This is a genomic window from Pseudomonas chlororaphis subsp. aurantiaca, assembly GCF_013466605.1.
GTDB classification, from domain to species: Bacteria; Pseudomonadota; Gammaproteobacteria; order Pseudomonadales; family Pseudomonadaceae; genus Aquipseudomonas; species Aquipseudomonas chlororaphis_I.
This window is the reverse complement of sequence record NZ_CP059162.1, coordinates 676,950-694,597: the sequence shown is the minus strand read 5'-3', so window position 1 is coordinate 694,597 and position 17,648 is coordinate 676,950. Positions and strand designations below refer to the sequence as shown.

The following is a 17,648-nucleotide window of genomic DNA, read 5'->3' as shown; positions in this document are numbered from 1 at the left end:
CGGATTCAAGGGCGGATTGTCTGGATCGAAGTATAGGCTTGGATCCAGACAGATGGATAATCACCCTTCATCAACGTTCTGGTTTTCCTCATGCAATACGCCTATCCGTTACTGGCCGTCTTTATCTGGGCCGGCAATACCGTCATCAACAAGCTGGCGGTCGGGGCGATCTTCCCCGCGGAGATCGGTTTCTATCGCTGGCTGCTGGCCGGCCTGCTGTTCACGCCGTTCATGCTCAAGGCGGTGGTCGCCCATTGGGCGGTGATTCGCCCGAACCTGGGCAAGATCTTCATCCTCGGCGTGCTGGGCATGGCGGTGTACCAGAGCCTCGCCTACTTCGCCGCGACACTGACCTCGGCCACCAACATGGGCATCATTCTTTCGCTGATGCCGCTGATGTCGCTGGCCATGGCGATCGCCAGCCTCGGCCAGCGCCTGACGGCCGGCGCCCTGGTCGGTGCGGTGCTGTCGTTTGCCGGGGTGCTGGTGGTGGTGTCGTCCGGCAGCCTCGACGTGCTGCTGGAACACGGCGTGAACCTGGGCGACGCGATGATGCTGATCGCCACCCTGGCCTACGCGATCTACAGCACCCTGCTGAAAAAATGGCAGTTGCGCCTGCCGCCGCTGGTACTGCTGTACCTGCAGGTGCTGGTGGCCGTGGTGGTGCTGTTTCCGCTGTTTTTGGCCTCGCCGAAAACCGGCCTGACCCTGCACAACATTCCCCTGGTGCTCTACGCCTGCCTGCTGGCCTCGATGCTCGCGCCGCTGGCCTGGATGCAGGCGGTGGTACGCCTGGGGCCGAGCCGCACCACGCTGTTCTTCAACCTGCTGCCGCTGATTACCGCGCTGATTGCCGCCGTGGTGCTGCATGAACAGCTGGCGCTGTATCACCTGGTGGGCGGAGTGCTGACCCTGGGCGGGGTGATCCTGTCGGAACGCTGGACCACGGTGCTGGGGCGCAAGGTCAGCGTTGCCTGAGCGGCGCTATCGCAAGCCTCACACCCCCGCCGCCTTCAACCGCTGCGCATGCTCGACGAACAGCCGGATCGGCTCGGCGCCCCGGCCCACCAGCCCCAGCGACTGGTTGACGATATCGAAGTGGTCCAGGGGGTAATCGTCGCCAATCACCGTGCCCAGGTGCGAGCTGTAGCGGCCGACCATGCCATCGCACTGCCCGGCTTCGCGGACGAAGGTCCTGGCGAACAGCCGGCAACTGCGATTGGTGCCGTCGAACAGGTTGCGCCCACGATTGGTCTTGCCCGGCTGCAAGGTGCCGGACCAGGAGTAGTAGCGCACCCCGTTGACCTCTTCCGGCCCCTGCCCGCCCCAGGTTTCCGGCAGCCCCTGGGGATACTGGCGGTTGAACAGCGCCACGCCCTCGCTGGTCAGCGAGCGGTGCGAGGCGTGGATATCCGCCGGCAGCTTCGGCCCGCGATAGCCGGTGTCCAGCCAGCACATCAACACGGCAATCACCCGCAGGATAAAACTCAGCACCCGCCCGCGCAGGGTGTCGATGGAATGGTGGCGCTCGATGTAGTCGGCCAGCTCCGAGCCATGATTGGGCCCGGCCACCGAGGTCACCGAGGCCACCCAATCCGGTCGCTTGGCCGCGGCATAGCGGGCGGTGAGCGCCCCCTGGCTGTGGCCGATCAGGTTGACCTTGTCGGCGCCGGTTTCGCGGCGGATCTCCTCGATCCGCTCCAGCAACTGCTCGCCGCGCACCTCGGTGCTATGCAGCGGCGAAACCTGCACCGCAATCACCGTGGCCCCGCCGCGACGCAACGCCGACTCGATGCCGAACCAGTAGGAGTACAGCACCAGCCGGATAAACCCCAGCATGCCGGGGACCAGGACCAGCGGGTAGCGCGTGGCAAGCTCTTGGGACATGGGAACATCCTTGTGATCGGACTTGTATCAGGGACCGCGGCGCCCGAGGCTGGATGCAGACAGCAGCCAAGAGCATCGACAGCCAAGATGACAGCTTCACGACCACTGTATGACATTCCCCGGGATCCATCCCCCTTCTACTTCAGCCCCACCACCCCGGCCACGATCAGCCCCACCGACAGCAGCTTGACCAGCGTCAGGCTCTCCCCCAGCAAGGCAAAACCGAGGAACACCGTGCCCAGGGAGCCGATGGCGGTCCAGATCGGGTAGGCGATGCTCACCGGCAGTTCACGCATCGCCAGGGTCAGGAAGTAGATGCCGCCCAGCGCGGCGGCCACCGTCAGCAGCGACGGCCAGAGCCGGGTGAAGCCCTCGGCGTACTTCATACCCATGGCGAAGGTGACTTCGAAGGCGGCGGCGATCAGCAAGAACAGCCAGGCCATGTCGCCTCCTCAGAAGGTCCGCGCCAGCGCCAGCAGGCGTTGCTCGGCTTCGGCGCAGGACACCTGGAACGTGCGCTCGGCCGACTCCTCGCCTTCGGCCGCGACCACCGTGACGTCCTCGATCCCGATAAAGCCCAGCGCGGTGCGCAACCACGGATCGGCGTGGTTCATGGCTTCCAGCTCGCTACCCGGGCCGAAGCCGAAGCCGCCGCGGCTGGTGACGATCAGCGCTTTCTTACCCCGCACCAGCGGCTCGTACTGGGCGATGCCATTGTCCTGGACGGTATTGAAGGTCAGGCCCAGGCGCACGATCTGGTCGACCCAGGCCTTGAGGCCGCTGGGCACGCTGAAGTTGTACATCGGCGCCGAGATCACCAGCAGCTCATGCTCCAGCAACTCCGTCACCAGCTCGTCGCTCAGGGCCAGGTCAGCCTGCATCGACAAGGGCCGCGCCTGCGGCTCGGGATAAAACGCCGCGGCGACGAAGGCCTCGCTGACATGGGGCAGCGAAGCGCGGCCGACTTCCCGACGGGTCAGTTGGCCCTGGGGATGGGCCTCGAGCCAGGCCTGGAGAAAGCGTTCCGTCAGCCGCCGCGAATGGGAGCGTTCGCCACGGGGGCTGCCATGTACTGCTAGAATTCTGCTCATCTGTCATTCCTCATCCTGGATCATTCTGGAAGACCGTAAAAAGCCTTCCTGGGCGAGGAGTAAAGCTATTGATGCCGACTCCCCGGAACAAATGAGCAATAGTTGATCAGGATGAATCCATCTCATCCATAAGGTGACCCTTTATGTTTGCCAACCTGCCGCTGACCGCTTTGCGCGCCTTCGAATCGGCGTCCCGACTCCTGAGTTTCAAGGCCGCCGCCGAGGAACTGTCGGTCACGCCCACGGCGATTTCCCACCAGATCCGCTCCCTGGAAAGCTGGCTGGGCGTGCCGCTGTTCCAGCGCCTGCCACGCCAGGTGCGCCTGACCGAATGCGGCGAGCGCCTGTTCCACAGCCTGCACGGCGCCTTGCTGGAAGTGGCGCAGAGCGTCGACAGCCTGCGTCCGCAACGCAGCGGCGCGAACCTGATGATCTCCACCACGCCGGCCTTCGCTGCGTTGTGGCTGGTGCCGCGCCTGGGCCGTTTTTATGCCCGGCACCCGAACATCAACCTGCGCCTGGACACCAACTGCGAGGTCATCGACCTGCAGCAGGACGCGAGCGTCGACCTGGTGATCCGCTACAGCCTGGACGACTACCCCAGTCTCTATGGGTTGTGCCTGTTCGACGAGTGCTTCGCGGTCTACGGCTCGCCGGAGCAGGTGGTCCAGGCCCGCGAGCAAACGCCGACACTGATCAGCGTGCGCTGGCACAACTCCAAGCTCTATGCCCATGGCTGGGAGGCCTGGTGCGACAAGGCGCAGGAAAGCTGGATGCAGGATCGCCCGGTGTTTCGCGAATACGACGAGGAACACTACGCCCTGCAGGCGGCCATTGCCGGCCAGGGCCTGGTGCTGGCCAGCAATATCCTGGTGTCGGAGAGCGTGGCCAGCGGCTTGCTGGTGCCGTATCGCCCGCAGATCTATGTCGACGGCGCAGGCTACAGCGCCTTGTGCGTGCCTGGGCGTGAACGGCATCCGCCGGTACGGGCGTTTTTCCAGTGGCTGCGCGAAGAGGCCCAGGCGGCCGGGCATCCGATGCTCGCCGCCGGCTGATTGCCCTTGGCAGGCAGGAGCGAGGCTTGCCCGCGATCCAGGCACCGCGGAATATCTGTAGTACCGCGTTATCGTTCATCGCGAGCAATCGAGCGTCGACCGGCTGCTCCTACAGAAAAGCGAGCCTTAGCGTGTCGGCTTGACCGCCACCGGCGCCTTGCCCGAACGCATCTGCTCGAGCAGCGGCGCGCACTGGTTCGGCTCGCCGCCGCTCGGCGCCACCAGCGCCAGCAACCCGGCCGCCGGCCCGGCGACCACCCCCAGCGCCACCATGCCGGCGCCGCGCAACATCAGCGGCACCGCCTCGACCCCGGCCTCCGGCTTGATGAACTTGCCTCGCACATAGAGCGGCGAGCGCAGGGAGAACAGGCGCAGGCCCTTGGATTCCGGAGTGATGGTCAGGTCCAGCTGCTCGCTGGCCATGTTCGCGGTGCCGTCGATGTAGACGATCGCGTTCTCGGTATCGAACACGAACAGGCGAGTGGTGGCCAGGCCGGTCTTGATACCGAAGTCGGCGGCGGCGCAATTGATCTTCACTTCCTTGTCGCCAAACATCTTGCCGATCACATAGTTGCCGACGTTGAGCCCGGCGATTTCCATCAGGCTGCGGCTGATGGCACCGTCGTTGATCAACATCTTCAGATCGCCGTTGGCGCTGCCGAGCAGGGCCGCCACCGAGTTGCCGCGCCCGGCGAGATCGGCATCGCCGTTGAGTTCGCCGAAACTGGTTTTCATCAACTCGAAGGTCGGGAACAGCTGCTTGAGCTTGAAGTTGCGCGCCGTCAATTTGGCCCGGCCTTCCAGCGGCGTAGCCTGGCCGTTGAGGCGAATCTGCGCATCCAGCTTGCCGCCGGCCACGCCGAAACGCAGGGGCTCCAGGCTCAAGTGGCCGTCGTCGAGCACCAGGTGGGTGTACAGGTCGGTGAAGGGCAAATCGGCGCTTTGGACGATGCGCTTGCCGGTGAATTCGACATCGGCGTCCATGTCGCGCCAGCGCTCGGTGCGGAACTCTTCCACCGGCAGCACCTTGTCCGCCGGCTGCTTGCTGTCGCCGCCACGGGCCTTCTGCTCGGCGTTGGAGTCGGCACCGATCAGCGGCGCCAGGTCGCTGAACAGCAACTTATTGGACACCAGCGTGCCGGTCAGCTTGGGCCGCGGCTGGCTGGCGACGTAGGTCAGGTTGCCGTGAATGTCGCTGTCGCCGATCTTGCCGTTGAAGTCTTGGTACTGGAACTTCGCCCCGGCCGCTTCGCGTAACTGCGCGCTCAGGTGGCCATCGGTGGCATAGGCCGGCGAGTCCGGCAGGGTCACGCCGGTCAGCGGGTACAGGTTGCTCAGGCTGGTGCCGGCGAGCTTCATGCGCAGATCCAGCGCGCCGAGGTTGAGCGGATCGGTCAGGGTGCCGGCCAGTTCGACGCGGGTATCGCCGATCGTTGCCTGCACCTGCAGCGGGAACGGCTTGCTCGCGTCCTGCAGCGCCAGCAGGCCGCCGATCTTGCCGGAGCCGGCCAGGGCCTGGCCGTGATATTGCCCCTTGGCCTTGAAGGCAAAGGCGTAGGACTGGGGAGCTGCACCCTTCTCCTCGGCTTTCTTCGCCGCCTTGTCGCCGACGATGTCGCTGAACGGAATCGGCTTGCCCAGCGGGTCGATCAACAGGTCGAGGCGGGTTTTCAGGCTTTGGTCATTGAGGATGACATGCCCTTTGTCGAAGCCGATGGCGCCGATGTCCACCACCCAGTTGGAGGGTTCGGCGTTCGGGTCTTTCGGGTCGAACTGGAAAGTCCAGTTGGCGCGGCCGTCGGCCAGGCGCTCGAGGGCGGCATTCGGCTCGGTGAGGTCGATACGCGGAATGCGCACGCGCTGCGCCAGCAATGCCAGGGGTGAAATACGCAATTCGACGCGCTTGAGGCTGACCATCTGCGGCGCCTTGGACCACTCGGGGTTGCCCAGGGTCAGGTCTTCGGCCACCACGTGCGGCCACGGCACCCAGGCCCGCCAGCCGCCTTCGTCGAGCTCGCGCTGCCAGATCACCGCCAGGTTGCCGTTGATGGCGAAGGGGCGATGCAGTTCTTCGGAGACTTTGGCATTGAGTGGCGGCTTGATCCGGTTCCAATCGAAGAACGCGATGATCAGTACCAGCACGGCCAGCAGCAGGAAAAGGCTACCGACTGTCCAGGCGAGAATTTTACGAGTGCGCGTCATTGCACAGGGCTCCTGACTACTGGCGGGCGCCGGGATAACGACGCCCCTGTGAACTGCCGGGGTTGAAATCCACCGGTCATGAAAACTACGACTGACAAACGGCCCGCAGGTTTAACCCAAAAGCCGCGAATCAGACACAAAAGCACGGACTTTTTTGACCGAAGCGCCAGGTTGGCGTTACCGCCGCCGCACTTTTGCGAGGCGCAGATGGGTCGAAAATACCCACCCCGGTGCAAAACCCTTCTTCGGAAACGCCCGATCTAGAGCCCTCGGACAGAACAATCAATTCTGTTGATTATTACCATTGTCTTTATGAACTTTTATATCGATTTAGCGCGCGTAACATTGGCTCCGTACCCACTTTATCGCCCTCCCAAGGAGCAACCCATCATGAAACGCCAATTACTGCTTAGCCTGACCCTCTCGATTCTGGCAGCCAACGCTTTCGCCCTGCCAGCCGCTGAACAGGCTACCCCACAAGTCAAAGCGAGCACCTCGGTATTCACCCAGACCCTGGCTTCCGATGGCAGCGACCGCACCCCACAAGGCCAGACCCTGGCTTCCGACGGTAGCGACCGCACCCCACAAGGCCAGACCCTGGCTGAAGACGGCTTCGATCGCACACCCCTGGGCCAAGCTGTAGCTGAAGGCGGCCGTGATCGCCTGGAAGAGAAAGGTCTGGTTTAAGACGGCAACGACCGTTTGGCCTAACGCAACCCAGCTGTGAGTCAAGCCTATGATGCCTCTACAGAAAAGCCCGGTCCCTGGATCGGGCTTTGTTTTTTCCTGAGCCGCGCCGTTTTTTCTGCGCGCACCGCTCCGATCCAAACCTCGCCTTCAGCCCACCGCCCCCACCGGGTTCGACGCCGGCAAAGTTGATTTGCTAGAGTGCGCCGCTCTCTTGATCAGAAAACCAGCCAGCCGATGCTGCCCCGCGCCGAACAGAAACAACAGACTCGCAACGCTCTGATGGACGCTGCCCGCCACCTGATGGAATGCGGCCGCGGATTCGGCAGCCTGAGCCTGCGCGAAGTGGCGAAAACCGCCGGCATTGTGCCGACCGGTTTCTACCGGCATTTCGCCGATATGGACCAGCTCGGCCTGGAACTGGTCAGCGAAGTCGGCCAGACCTTCCGTGAAACCATCCGCCTGGTGCGCCATAACGAATTTGTCATGGGCGGCATCATCGATGCCTCGGTACGGATCTTCCTCGACGTGGTGGCGGCCAACCGCTCGCAGTTCCTGTTTCTCGCCCGCGAGCAGTACGGCGGTTCGCTGCCGGTGCGCCAGGCGATCGCCAGCCTGCGGGAAAACATCAGCGCCGACCTGGCGGCCGACCTGACCCTGATGCCCAAGCTGAAACACCTGAACATCGCCGACCTGACGGTGATGGCCGACCTGATCGTCAAAAGTGTGTTCGCCACCTTGCCGGACATCATCGACCCGCCCGCCGAAGCCCTGCCCGAGCACCTCACGCCCCAGGCGAAGATCACCCAGCAGCTGCGTTTCATCTTTATCGGCCTCAAGCATTGGCAAGGGCTGGGCAGCACCGAATAGGCCTGCCGCTTCGCTGAATCGCACCACCTCCTCCATCGTCTCATCTGCCGCTATGGCTTGCGCCAGAGCGGCGCTCTGTCGCGCATCAAAAAACAGCACAACGCACCAAGTCAGTGCTATAAATCAGCTCGACCCTTGAGTTTGTAACAAAATAAAACAGAAACCTGCCCCATTTTCAGGCGCCTCCCACCTGTTTCCGATCAGACCGGGCGATTGGCAAGGCACTTGCTCTACACCCTGCATCGCTCATAGCTGGAAGCCTTCTAATGCTGGTGATTCATCGCAGAATCGCGCCGCAACCCGACTGGTCCGCCGAGTTGCACCTGACCTTCGAAGCCCGCAGCAAAAGCCGCTTGCGCTGTTTTAGTGCCGACGGCGAAGACGTCGGGCTGTTTCTGGAGCGTGGCCAGCCGCCGCTGCACGACGGCGAATGCCTGCAGGCCGAGGATGGCCGGATCGTGCGGGTCTGCGCGCGTCCGGAAACCCTGCTGCATGTCACCTGCCGCAATGCCTTCGAACTGACCCGCGCCGCCTATCACCTGGGCAACCGCCACGTAGCCCTGCAAGTCGGCGATGGCTGGCTGCGCCTGCTGGACGACTATGTGCTCAAGGCCATGCTCGAACAGCTCGGCGCCAGCACCGAAACCATCGAGGCGCCATTTCAACCGGAACACGGCGCCTACGGCGGCGGCCACCATCATTCCCGCCACGGCGACGAGGACTTCAACTACGCGCCGCGGCTGCACCAATTCGGCGTCCGCCCATGAATCCCGCCTGGGCCCTGCTGCGCCTGGCCAGTCCGCAGCTGCCGATTGGCGGCTACAGCTACTCCCAGGGCCTGGAAATGGCCGTGGAACAGGCCACGGTCAACGACCCGCACAGCGCCCGGCGCTGGATCGGCGACCAGTTGCTGCTCAACCTGGCGCGCTTCGAAGCGCCGCTGTTGCTGGCCCATTGTCAGGCGACCGCGGACGAGGACTGGGCGCAACTGTTGCAATTGTGCCAGGAACATCGCGCCAGCCGCGAAACCCGCGAGCTGCACCAGGAAAGCCGGCAAATGGGCTATTCCCTGCAACAGTTGCTGAACGGCCTACCGGAGCTGGATGCGCCGGCCCGCGCCTTTCTCGAGCAGATCGCCGAGCCGCACCTGGCCCTGGGCTGGGCCCTGGCCGCGCGGGCCTGGCGGATCAGCCCGCAGGACGCCCTGGCCGCCTGGCTGTGGAGCTGGCTGGAAAACCAGCTGGCGGTGCTGATGAAAACCCTGCCCCTGGGCCAGCAGGCCGCCCAGCGCCTGACCAGCGAACTGTTGCCGCTGTTGCAACAGGCCCAACGCAATGCCTCGAACCTCGACCCCGAACATTACGGCAGCGCCACCTTCGGCCTGTCCCTGGCGTGCATGGCCCATGAGCGCCAGTACAGCCGCCTGTTCCGTTCATAGGTCCTTTTACTTCGGCGCCTTCTACTTAGGTGTCTTTTACTTTGGAGAGTCACATGAACGCACAACCTCTGCGTGTCGGCATCGGCGGCCCGGTGGGCTCCGGCAAGACCGCCCTGACCCTGGCCCTGTGCCTGGCCCTGCGCGAACGCTACAACCTGGCGGTGGTGACCAACGATATCTACACCCGCGAAGACGCCGACTTCCTGGTGCGCAACGAGGCCCTGGCGCCCGAGCGCATCATCGGCGTGGAAACCGGCGGCTGCCCGCACACGGCGATTCGCGAAGACGCTTCGATCAACCTCGAAGCGGTGGACCAGTTGAACCGGCGTTTTCCCGGCCTCGACCTGATTCTGGTGGAGTCCGGCGGCGACAACCTGTCGGCGACCTTCAGCCCCGAGCTGTCCGACCTGACCATCTACGTGATCGACGTGTCGGCGGGCGACAAGCTGCCGCGCAAGGGCGGCCCGGGCATCTGCAAGTCAGACCTGCTGGTGATCAACAAGATCGACCTGGCGCCCCTGGTCGGCGCTTCGCTGGAGATGATGGACGGCGATACCAAGCGCATGCGCGGCGACAAGCCGTTCGTCTTCAGCAATCAGAAGACCGGCCAGGGCCTGGAGGAAATCATCGCCTTTATCGAACGCCAGGGTCTGCTGGCCGCGGCCTGATCGTTATTTTCAAAAGCTCAACAAGGAAGCCTGTCCATGACCCTCAAACGTATTCTCGGCACCCTCGCCCTGCTGCTGACTCCCGCCCTGGCCTTCGCTCATCCGGGCCACGGCGATAACGGCCTGATGGCCGGCATCAGCCACCCGATCGGCGGCCTCGACCACCTGCTGGCGATGGTTGCGGTCGGCCTGTGGGCCGCGCAGCAGCAAGGCGCAGCGCGCTGGGCACTGCCCTGCACCTTCGTCGGCACCATGCTGATCGGCGGCGCGCTGGGTTTTAAAGGGCTGAACCTGCCGGCCCTGGAAAGCGGGATCGCCGCGTCGGTCCTGGCCCTCGGCCTGGCCGTGGCTTTGGCGGTGCGCCCGCCGCTGAGCCTGGCGGTGGCCGCCACCGCGCTGTTCGCCCTGTTCCACGGCGTGGCCCACGGCCTGGAACTGCCAGACATGTCCAGCCCCTGGAGCTATGCCGCGGGCTTCGTCGCCGCCACCGCGGCACTGCATGCGGCCGGTTACGCCGTGGTACGGGTCCTGCCACAGGCCGCTGCGCCGCTGGTACGCCTGGCGGGTGCGGCATCCGCCGCCACCGGCGTGTGGCTGCTGGCCGGCTGAAATTGCCTCTGTAGGAGCGGCCGGTCGACGCTCGATTGCCCGCGATGCGTTCTTGGCGACATACCGCGTCGCCCGGAGCGCGAGCAAGCTTCGCTCCTACCCCGCACACCACGATCCCCGGGGCCTTCTCTGCTACCATGTCGCGCATTCCACCCTGCCGTGACGACGCCAGCCAATGCCCGATGTTTCCAGCCCCACTTCCCCGTCTGAATCGACCGCCCTGTTTACGGCCATGCAGCAGCATTTCCACACCGTGATCGTGCCGCTCTGGCAGGGGCCGGGCTGGAATCCGGAGCTGGCGCTGCCCTTCGAGGCGCTGGACGCCGGGCATGCCCCACTGCCGCCGCAACGTTATCGGGCCATGGCCTGCGCCCGGCAGCTGTACCTGTTTTCCAGCCTGATCGGCGATGGCCGTACGCCACTTGCCGAAGCGCGCGCCGCAGCGCTGTTCCGTTCCCTGCAACGGCACTTCCACGACGCCGAGCACGGTGGCTGGTTCTACAGCATCGATGCCCAGGGCACGCCGCTGGACAGGCGCAAGGACCTCTACACCCACGCCTTCATCATCTTTGCCTGTGCCCATTACTGGGCCAAGGTTCGCGAGCCGCTGGTGGAGTCGGTGCTCAATGCCGCGCTGAAAGTGGTGGCCGAGCGTTTTGCCAGCGGCGCCGGCCTGTACGAGGCAGTCCTCGCCGAGGACTGGTCGTCCCTGGCCTCCGGTCCCTTGCAGAACCCGCTGATGCACCTGGCCGAAGCCTTCCTCGCCACCCTGGCCGTGCGTGGCGACGCCGCCGTGCAAGGCGCATTGCTGGCCCTGTGCGAGGGTATGCAGCAGCGCTTCATCGAGCCACAGCATGGGCTGATGATGGAGAAACCGCTGGGGGCTGTGGATAACTGGTTCGAGCCGGGGCATCAGTTCGAATGGTTCTTCCTGTTGCAGTCCTCGGCCCTGCTGCGTGGCTGCCCGCTGCACGCCTCGCTGGAACGGGCCTTTGCCTATGCCGAGCAGGTCGGTGTGGATAACCACAACGGTGCGGTGAGCGGGATGCTGAGTGTCGAGGGCGATGTGCTCGACCCGACCCAGCGCATCTGGGCCCAGGCCGAATACCTTCGCGCCCTGACCTTGCGCCAGGGCAGCGCCGAACGCCTGCAGCACCAATTGCTGGCACTGCAAAAACACTTCCTGCATGCCAAGGGCTGGAACGAATGCCTGGATGCCCATGGCGTACTCAGCCGCCGGGACATGCCGTCGACCACGCCTTATCACCTGGCGACCTGTTATCTCGGTCTGGCCGAATACTTCGGCTGACCTTCAAGCGCTATCGCGAGCTTCGCTGCTACAGAAAAACGAGCAGGCCTCTGTAGGAGCGAAGCTTGCCCGCGATTGCGCGCCTGGGCTCAGGAAGGCCTCAGGCAATCCACTTGCGATCGCCGGTGAAGCTGATGGTCAGCCAGCGCGCCGCATCCGCCTTGCCGAGCTGTGTGGATATCTCCTCGCGCAGCTTGTCCAGCGTCGCCACTCCCTGCAACGGATAGTCCGCCGGCAGCACGATATGAATCTCGATAAACCGCGCCCGTCCGTGCTTCTGCACATACGAGACGTAGTCGGCAAAGCCGTGCTCGACTTTCGCCTTGTCCATCACGTGGCGAACCTTGTCATCCAGTTGGTCCGGGACAATTCCCAGTACATCGCGTAACGCTGGCTTGAGAATATTGAAGGCCGGCGCGAGCATGCTCAGGGCCAGCAGAATCAGGATTGACGGGTCGACGTAAGCGGCCCACTGGCCATAACCCTGGGTCTTGAGCAGCAACGCGATGAGAAAGCTCACCAGCAAGCCGACCGAGAGCATCGCGTCCACCAGCCAACTGACGTTGTCGAACTGGATCAACGAGGATTTCAACGTGCGATTGCGATAACGGACGTAGAAGAAATAGGCGAAACAGACGACGCTAAGCACCATCGCAAAAGGGATCACCAGGCCCAGTTCGATCTCGCGACCACCGTTGATGATGCCGAACATACCGCTGAGAAAGGCGTAGATCGCAATCAGCAACAAAAAGCTGCCTTCGATCAGCAGCACCATCGGTTCCAGGTGCCAGAAGCCGAACTGAAAGCGCTGGTTACTTTCCTTGGCGATCAGCTTGGCGGTGATCAGCATCAGGACCTTGATGACGGTAGCGATCAGCGAAAAAAAACCATCGAACAGAATCGATTGGGAACCGGAAAAAAAACCCGTGACGATAGCGGCGATCGCCACGGCAAACATCAGGATGGTCGATTGTTTGAGCAGTACCTGCTCACCTCGGTTACTCACATTTCCTCCTCGAGAACCTTTGAATTCGCGGCCTTGATACAAGGCCACGGTGGGTTGCGGAGCGGGAGTCTACCTTGTGCGGGCTGATTCGGGCCTGAACGGTTGTGTTGCCAAACGCATCGGCAGGCGAGGTGTGTTGCCGCTGCCACAGGCTGCGATCGACCGGGAACCGGTCGCAGGACTGAAGATCGCTGAAGGTCCTGCGGACCTTATCGCAGCCTTCGGCAGCGGCTACAGGCAGAGCATTCAGCCCTTGGCGTTGCGCTCGATGGCGAAACCGGCCCAGGTCTGGCTCACCGGCATCAGCTCCAGGCTGTTGATATTGACGTGGGCCGGCGTGTTGAGCACCCAGAAGATGGTGTCGGCGATGTCCTGCGGCTGGATCGGCTCGGCACCGGCGTAGGTGGCGTTGTAACGCTCCTGGTCGCCTTTGAAGCGCACCAGCGAGAACTCGCTTTCGCACAGGCCCGGCTCGATGTTGGTCACCCGCACACCGGTGCCTTGCAGGTCACAACGCAGGTTCAGGGAGAACTGTTTGACGAACGCCTTGCTCGCGCCATACACGTGGCTGCCCGGATACGGGTAGTTACCGGCGATGGAGCCGAGGTTGACGATGCCGGCGCCGCGGCCATGGGCGATCAGCCGTGGCAGCAGCAGGCGGGTGCTGTACATCAGGCCCTTGATGTTGGTGTCGACCATGGTGTCCCAGTCGTCCAGGTCGCACTTGGGCGCCGGGTCGACCCCCAGGGCCAGGCCGGCGTTGTTGATCAGCCCGCGCAGCTTGGCGAAGGACGGCGGCAGGTTGGTGATCGCTTCTTCCATGGCCTTGCGGTCCCGCACATCCAGCACCAGGCCGTGCACTTCGGTCTGCTTCGACAGCTCGGCGCACAGGGCGTTGAGACGCTCTTCGCGGCGCCCGGTCAGCACCAGCGACCAGCCGGCCTCGGCAAAACGACGGGCACAGGCTTCGCCAAAACCGGAGGTCGCGCCGGTAATAAACAGGGTGGAAGTCATGGTGTTCTCCTTGCTGGGCGTCGAACCGCCGTGGAAATGAAAAAATCGTTTCGCAGCATGCCCGGCCTGAATCGCAGCGGCAACCGAGTGTTGCTCATGGGTAGAGTGAACGACCTTCGCTTACTGGAAAATTTCTGTCATCGCCCACTGACTGTACAAAAAACAACCAATCTACGCCAAGCCACGCAGGTCGTGGCTCGCAGCCATATGCACGCACCTTATCCACAGGACGCTCCACAGTCTTTGGGGGCAAGTGCAAAAGTCTGCAAGCCGCTATCCACAGGGGCTGCAGGCGGTTTTAGAAAGTTTTTTGCTTGACCCGGGCATGGCGTCCATGCAGCCCCGGCCGACGAAGGCGACCGGGCGGTCAGGCGAGGGATGGCTTCAAGCCAGTAACGACGCTGCCTGGGTGAGTCTTTCCAGAGTTTAGTCACAGACTTATCCACAGGCTTATCCAGGGTGTTTTCGCCCTTTGCCTGCGACAATAAAAAGGTTGACAACGGCTGCTCAAGGTCCGGTAAAAACACCTGATCAAAAAACAACCATCCGCCTGCCGGCCAGGCCACTCAAGGCGTCCAGCCAGCTACTCCCACGTTACCCACAGCCAGTTCCACAGCAAACGGGGACAAGTCAAAACCGTGGCAAAACAACTATTTGCAGCGTCTTTATGCCGCGCTTTACCAGCTTGCGCAGAATGTTTTCCACAATTTTCGGTTTCGGCTGTGGACAAGGTCATCCGCCTCCGCCGGCTTCTGTAGGAGCGAGGCTAGCCCACGATCAGCTCACCGCGTGAGTTCGGTACACCGCGTTATCGTTCATCGCGGGCAATCGAGCGTCGACCGACCGCTTCTACAGGACAGGATGTGGATAAAAAATGCCCCGGCGGCGCGAACCGGCGGGGCATATCTTTATCCACAGTACTCAGGCTCAGTGACCGCCCAGATACGCGTTACGCACCTCCTCGTTGACCAGCAGTTCCTTGCCGGTGCCGCTCAGGCGGATCTCGCCGTTGACCATCACATAGGCCCGGTCCGACAGCTTCAGCGCGTGGTTGGCGTTCTGCTCGACCAGGAAGATGGTCATGCCGGTGGAGGCCAGCTCGCGCAGGGTGGCGAAGATCTGCTTCACCACGATCGGCGCCAGCCCCAGGCTCGGTTCGTCCAGCAACAGCAGCTTGGGTCGGCTCATCAGCGCGCGAGCGATGGCGAGCATCTGCTGCTCGCCGCCGGACATGGTCATGGCCCGCTGGGTCCGACGTTCCTTGAGCCGCGGGAACAGTTCGAACATGCGCTGCATGTCTTCGGTGGCGTACTTGTCGCCGATGGGGATGGTGCCCATCAGCAGGTTCTCTTCCACCGTCATGTCCGGAAACACCCGGCGCCCTTCCGGCGACTGGGCGATGCCATTGGAGGCGATGTAGTGCGAGGACTTGTGGGTGATGTCCACACCGCGATAGATGATCTGCCCGGACTCGGCCCGCGGCTGGCCGAAAATCGACATCAGCAGCGTGGACTTGCCGGCACCGTTGGAGCCGATCAGGCTCACGGTTTCACCTTCGTTGATGTGCAGCGAGACTTTCTTCAGGGCCTGGATCGGCCCGTAGTACACGTCCAGGTCCTTGAGTTCGAGGATAGGTGCAGTCGTCATACCAGCTCCTCTTCGTCCGCACCCAGGTAGGCGGCAATCACTTTCGGGTCGTTGCGGATCGCTTCGGGCCCGCCCTCGGCGATCACGTTGCCGTGGTCGAGCACCACGATATGGTCGGAAATACTCATCACCATGCCCATGTCATGTTCAATCAGCACCACGGTCAGGTCGTGCTCGTCGCGCAGCAGCCGGATCATCGCGCTGAGCGCTTCGGTCTCCTGGGGGTTGAGGCCGGCGGCCGGTTCGTCGAGGCAGATGATCTGCGGCCGGGTGCACATGGCGCGGGCGATTTCCAGGCGGCGTTGCTGGCCGTAGGACAACTCGCCGGCCAGGCGGTTGGCGCAGTCCACCAGGTCCACCACTTCCAGCCAGTAGAAGGCGTGGTCCAGCGCGTCGCTTTCGGCCTTCTGGTAACCCTTGGTGTTGAGGATGCCGGACAGCAGGTTGCGGTTGACCCACATGTGCTGGGCCACCAGCAGGTTCTCCAGCACCGACATTTCCCTGAACAGGCGAATGTTCTGGAAGGTCCGCGCCAGGCCCGCACGGTTCACCAGGTGGGTACCGCCGAACATCTTGTAGAACAGCCGGCTGGCAAAGCGCTTGGGCGACACGAAGTCGGTCACCCGGAACGGCTCGCCCAGCAGCTTGATGACGTTGGTCGGCGTGCCCCGGGTATTGAGGGCGATATGCCCGCCGGTGGCCTTGTAGAAACCGGTCAGGCAGTTGAACACCGTGGTCTTGCCGGCGCCGTTGGGACCGATCAGGGCGAAGATGGAGTTGCGCTTGACCTCCAGGCTGACGTCGCTCAGGGCCTTGATGCCACCGAAGTGCATCATCAGGTTCTCGACCTTCAGGATCACTTCATCGCTCATGATGCGCTCCTCTCGGTCAGGGCACCCTTGCGTGGGGTCACGCCGGTGCGGCTGATACGAATCAGGCCCCGGGGTCGCCAGATCATCATCAACACCATGAGGATGCCGAACAGCAGCACCCGGTATTCGGAGAAGCTGCGCAGCAACTCCGGCGCCACGGTCAGCACGAACGCCGCGATCACCACGCCGACGGTCGAACCCATGCCGCCCAGGACCACGATGGCCAGGATCAGCGCCGACTCGAAGAAGGTGAAGGACGAGGGGTTCACGAAGCCCTGGTAGCTGGCGAAGAACACCCCGGCCAGGCCGGCGGTGGAAGCGCCGATGGTGAAGGCCGAGAGTTTCACCAGCACGTGGTTCAGGCCCATGGCGCGGCAGGCGATCTCGTCTTCGCGCAGGGCTTCCCAGGCCCGGCCGACCGGCATACGGGTCAGCCGATGCTTGATGTAGAGCACCAGCAGCACCACGATGAACAGCACGATGTAGATGAACAGGAACTTCAGGTTGGGGTTGTATTCCAGGCCGAAGAACTCATGGAACGGCACCCCGCCATCCTTCGCTCGCCGCCCGAACTCCAGGCCGAAGATGGTCGGCGACGGCACCGGCATGCCGTTCGGACCGCCGGTGAAGGACAGCCAGTTGTTGAGGATCAGGCGGATGATCTCGCCGAAGCCCAGGGTCACGATGGCCAGGTAGTCACCGTGCATGCGCAACACCGGGAAGCCGAGTATGCACCCCGCCAGCGCCGCGGCGAGGGCCGCCAGGGGCAGCACGGTCCAGAAGCCCAGGCCCAGGTACTGGTAACCCAGGGCCAGGCCGTAGGCACCGATGGCGTAGAACGCCACATACCCCAGGTCGAGCAGCCCGGCCAGGCCGACCACGATGTTCAGTCCCAGGCCGAGCAGCACGTAGATCAGGCCGAGGATGACCACGGTCAGCAGGTACTTGTTGGCGAAGAACGGGAAGACGATGGCGATCACAATCAGCGCCGGGATGATCCAGCGCAGCCGCGACTTGTAGTCCGGCGCCCGAACATGCACACCGGAGCCGCTGCTTTCGAAGCCCTGGAGGATCTTCAGGCCCTTGGGCGTCTGCAGGAACAGGCTCAAGACAAAGCGGCCGATCATCACGATCGCCACCAGCCAGCCAACGCGGGCCGGTTGCAGGTTGAAGCTGTAGCCCTCGAGTACCACACCCACGATAGGACCGAACACGATCAGCGAGATCAGCCCGGCCAGCACGGCGTCGATGACGCTCTTTTTGATATCAATCGGTTTATTGGCAGCAGACATA

18 protein-coding genes are annotated in these 17,648 nt (G+C 63.4%); 9 read left to right on the top strand and 9 right to left on the bottom strand.

The features are described from left to right. The first annotated feature begins 90 nt into the window (after positions 1-90). Positions 91-978: a DMT family transporter gene (locus tag H0I86_RS03055; RefSeq protein WP_180923988.1), complete on the top strand. Its 888-nt coding sequence runs from the start codon at positions 91-93 to the stop codon at positions 976-978. 18 nt (positions 979-996) lie between these two features. Here the strand turns inward: H0I86_RS03055 and H0I86_RS03050 are convergent, their stop codons facing one another. The 3 genes from H0I86_RS03050 to H0I86_RS03040 all read right to left on the bottom strand — a co-directional run bounded on the left by H0I86_RS03050 (position 997) and on the right by H0I86_RS03040 (position 2,978). Continuing rightward, a complete protein-coding gene (locus tag H0I86_RS03050; protein ID WP_180923987.1) occupies positions 997-1,887 on the bottom strand; it encodes an esterase/lipase family protein in 891 nt (296 codons plus the stop codon). A 137-nt stretch (positions 1,888-2,024) separates the two neighbouring features. Then, positions 2,025-2,330 carry a DMT family transporter gene (locus H0I86_RS03045; protein WP_180923986.1) on the bottom strand — a complete coding sequence of 102 codons (306 nt, stop codon included), beginning with the start codon at positions 2,328-2,330 and terminating at the stop codon, positions 2,025-2,027. Between the two features lie 9 nt (positions 2,331-2,339). Next, on the bottom strand, positions 2,340-2,978 hold the full coding sequence (locus H0I86_RS03040) for an FMN-dependent NADH-azoreductase (protein WP_180923985.1): 639 nt from the start codon (positions 2,976-2,978) through the stop codon (positions 2,340-2,342). 143 nt (positions 2,979-3,121) lie between these two features. On the opposite strand from H0I86_RS03040, the gene H0I86_RS03035 reads away from it, so the two are divergent. Further along, entirely contained in the window at positions 3,122-4,033 is a 912-nt protein-coding gene (locus H0I86_RS03035) for a LysR substrate-binding domain-containing protein (protein WP_180923984.1), read from the top strand. A 126-nt stretch (positions 4,034-4,159) separates the two neighbouring features. Here H0I86_RS03035 and H0I86_RS03030 read toward each other — a convergent pair whose 3' ends face one another. Next, positions 4,160-6,235, bottom strand: coding sequence for an AsmA family protein (locus H0I86_RS03030; RefSeq protein WP_180923983.1), 2,076 nt, complete (start codon positions 6,233-6,235; stop codon positions 4,160-4,162). 390 nt (positions 6,236-6,625) lie between these two features. Here H0I86_RS03030 and H0I86_RS03025 point away from each other — a divergent pair, with 390 nt between their 5' ends. From H0I86_RS03025 to H0I86_RS02995, 7 genes are all read left to right on the top strand, one after another. Continuing rightward, positions 6,626-6,922, top strand: a complete 297-nt coding sequence (locus tag H0I86_RS03025) for a hypothetical protein (RefSeq protein WP_180923982.1) — start codon at positions 6,626-6,628, stop codon at positions 6,920-6,922. A gap of 237 nt (positions 6,923-7,159) precedes the next feature. After that, entirely contained in the window at positions 7,160-7,792 is a 633-nt protein-coding gene (locus tag H0I86_RS03020; protein ID WP_180925782.1) for a TetR family transcriptional regulator, read from the top strand. A gap of 266 nt (positions 7,793-8,058) precedes the next feature. Beyond that, positions 8,059-8,559 (top strand): urease accessory protein UreE, encoded by a 501-nt coding sequence (ureE, locus tag H0I86_RS03015; RefSeq protein WP_063428046.1) that lies wholly within the window; start codon positions 8,059-8,061, stop codon positions 8,557-8,559. After that, the gene (locus H0I86_RS03010; RefSeq protein WP_180923981.1) at positions 8,556-9,230 is read left to right on the top strand and encodes an urease accessory protein UreF; all 675 of its coding nucleotides are present in this window, start codon (positions 8,556-8,558) and stop codon (positions 9,228-9,230) included. Before ureE ends, H0I86_RS03010 begins: the two co-directional genes overlap by 4 nt. Positions 9,231-9,283: 53 nt before the next feature. After that, positions 9,284-9,898: an urease accessory protein UreG gene (gene ureG, locus H0I86_RS03005; RefSeq protein ID WP_180923980.1), complete on the top strand. Its 615-nt coding sequence runs from the start codon at positions 9,284-9,286 to the stop codon at positions 9,896-9,898. Positions 9,899-9,934: 36 nt separating this feature from the next. Continuing rightward, the gene (locus H0I86_RS03000) at positions 9,935-10,507 is read left to right on the top strand and encodes a HupE/UreJ family protein (RefSeq protein WP_180923979.1); all 573 of its coding nucleotides are present in this window, start codon (positions 9,935-9,937) and stop codon (positions 10,505-10,507) included. A 175-nt stretch (positions 10,508-10,682) separates the two neighbouring features. After that, positions 10,683-11,816: an AGE family epimerase/isomerase gene (locus H0I86_RS02995; protein WP_180923978.1), complete on the top strand. Its 1,134-nt coding sequence runs from the start codon at positions 10,683-10,685 to the stop codon at positions 11,814-11,816. A 100-nt stretch (positions 11,817-11,916) separates the two neighbouring features. Here the strand turns inward: H0I86_RS02995 and H0I86_RS02990 are convergent, their stop codons facing one another. The 5 genes from H0I86_RS02990 to livM all read right to left on the bottom strand — a co-directional run bounded on the left by H0I86_RS02990 (position 11,917) and on the right by livM (position 17,647). Then, complete coding sequence (locus H0I86_RS02990; protein ID WP_180923977.1) at positions 11,917-12,822, bottom strand: cation diffusion facilitator family transporter; 906 nt, start codon at positions 12,820-12,822, stop codon at positions 11,917-11,919. Between the two features lie 246 nt (positions 12,823-13,068). Beyond that, entirely contained in the window at positions 13,069-13,836 is a 768-nt protein-coding gene (locus H0I86_RS02985) for an SDR family oxidoreductase (protein ID WP_180923976.1), read from the bottom strand. A gap of 927 nt (positions 13,837-14,763) precedes the next feature. Beyond that, entirely contained in the window at positions 14,764-15,483 is a 720-nt protein-coding gene (locus tag H0I86_RS02980) for an ABC transporter ATP-binding protein (RefSeq protein WP_009046717.1), read from the bottom strand. Then, positions 15,480-16,355 (bottom strand): ABC transporter ATP-binding protein, encoded by an 876-nt coding sequence (locus tag H0I86_RS02975; RefSeq protein WP_023970244.1) that lies wholly within the window; start codon positions 16,353-16,355, stop codon positions 15,480-15,482. Before H0I86_RS02975 ends, H0I86_RS02980 begins: the two co-directional genes overlap by 4 nt. Further along, complete coding sequence (gene livM, locus H0I86_RS02970; RefSeq protein ID WP_180923975.1) at positions 16,352-17,647, bottom strand: high-affinity branched-chain amino acid ABC transporter permease LivM; 1,296 nt, start codon at positions 17,645-17,647, stop codon at positions 16,352-16,354. The genes H0I86_RS02975 and livM overlap by 4 nt, the downstream gene beginning before the upstream one ends. Position 17,648 lies beyond the last annotated feature (1 nt).

What these genes read in the sequence shown, in the direction of transcription:
- H0I86_RS03055 (WP_180923988.1), top strand. Translation starts at nt 91, where the DNA reads ATGCAATACGCCTATCCGTTACTGGCCGTCTTTATCTGGGCCGGCAAT.
- H0I86_RS03050 (WP_180923987.1), bottom strand. Translation starts at nt 1,887, where the DNA reads ATGTCCCAAGAGCTTGCCACGCGCTACCCGCTGGTCCTGGTCCCCGGC.
- H0I86_RS03045 (WP_180923986.1), bottom strand. Translation starts at nt 2,330, where the DNA reads ATGGCCTGGCTGTTCTTGCTGATCGCCGCCGCCTTCGAAGTCACCTTC.
- H0I86_RS03040 (WP_180923985.1), bottom strand. Translation starts at nt 2,978, where the DNA reads ATGAGCAGAATTCTAGCAGTACATGGCAGCCCCCGTGGCGAACGCTCC.
- H0I86_RS03035 (WP_180923984.1), top strand. Translation starts at nt 3,122, where the DNA reads ATGTTTGCCAACCTGCCGCTGACCGCTTTGCGCGCCTTCGAATCGGCG.
- H0I86_RS03030 (WP_180923983.1), bottom strand. Translation starts at nt 6,235, where the DNA reads ATGACGCGCACTCGTAAAATTCTCGCCTGGACAGTCGGTAGCCTTTTC.
- H0I86_RS03025 (WP_180923982.1), top strand. Translation starts at nt 6,626, where the DNA reads ATGAAACGCCAATTACTGCTTAGCCTGACCCTCTCGATTCTGGCAGCC.
- H0I86_RS03020 (WP_180925782.1), top strand. Translation starts at nt 7,160, where the DNA reads ATGCTGCCCCGCGCCGAACAGAAACAACAGACTCGCAACGCTCTGATG.
- ureE (WP_063428046.1), top strand. Translation starts at nt 8,059, where the DNA reads ATGCTGGTGATTCATCGCAGAATCGCGCCGCAACCCGACTGGTCCGCC.
- H0I86_RS03010 (WP_180923981.1), top strand. Translation starts at nt 8,556, where the DNA reads ATGAATCCCGCCTGGGCCCTGCTGCGCCTGGCCAGTCCGCAGCTGCCG.
- ureG (WP_180923980.1), top strand. Translation starts at nt 9,284, where the DNA reads ATGAACGCACAACCTCTGCGTGTCGGCATCGGCGGCCCGGTGGGCTCC.
- H0I86_RS03000 (WP_180923979.1), top strand. Translation starts at nt 9,935, where the DNA reads ATGACCCTCAAACGTATTCTCGGCACCCTCGCCCTGCTGCTGACTCCC.
- H0I86_RS02995 (WP_180923978.1), top strand. Translation starts at nt 10,683, where the DNA reads ATGCCCGATGTTTCCAGCCCCACTTCCCCGTCTGAATCGACCGCCCTG.
- H0I86_RS02985 (WP_180923976.1), bottom strand. Translation starts at nt 13,836, where the DNA reads ATGACTTCCACCCTGTTTATTACCGGCGCGACCTCCGGTTTTGGCGAA.
- H0I86_RS02980 (WP_009046717.1), bottom strand. Translation starts at nt 15,483, where the DNA reads ATGACGACTGCACCTATCCTCGAACTCAAGGACCTGGACGTGTACTAC.
- H0I86_RS02975 (WP_023970244.1), bottom strand. Translation starts at nt 16,355, where the DNA reads ATGAGCGATGAAGTGATCCTGAAGGTCGAGAACCTGATGATGCACTTC.
- livM (WP_180923975.1), bottom strand. Translation starts at nt 17,647, where the DNA reads ATGTCTGCTGCCAATAAACCGATTGATATCAAAAAGAGCGTCATCGAC.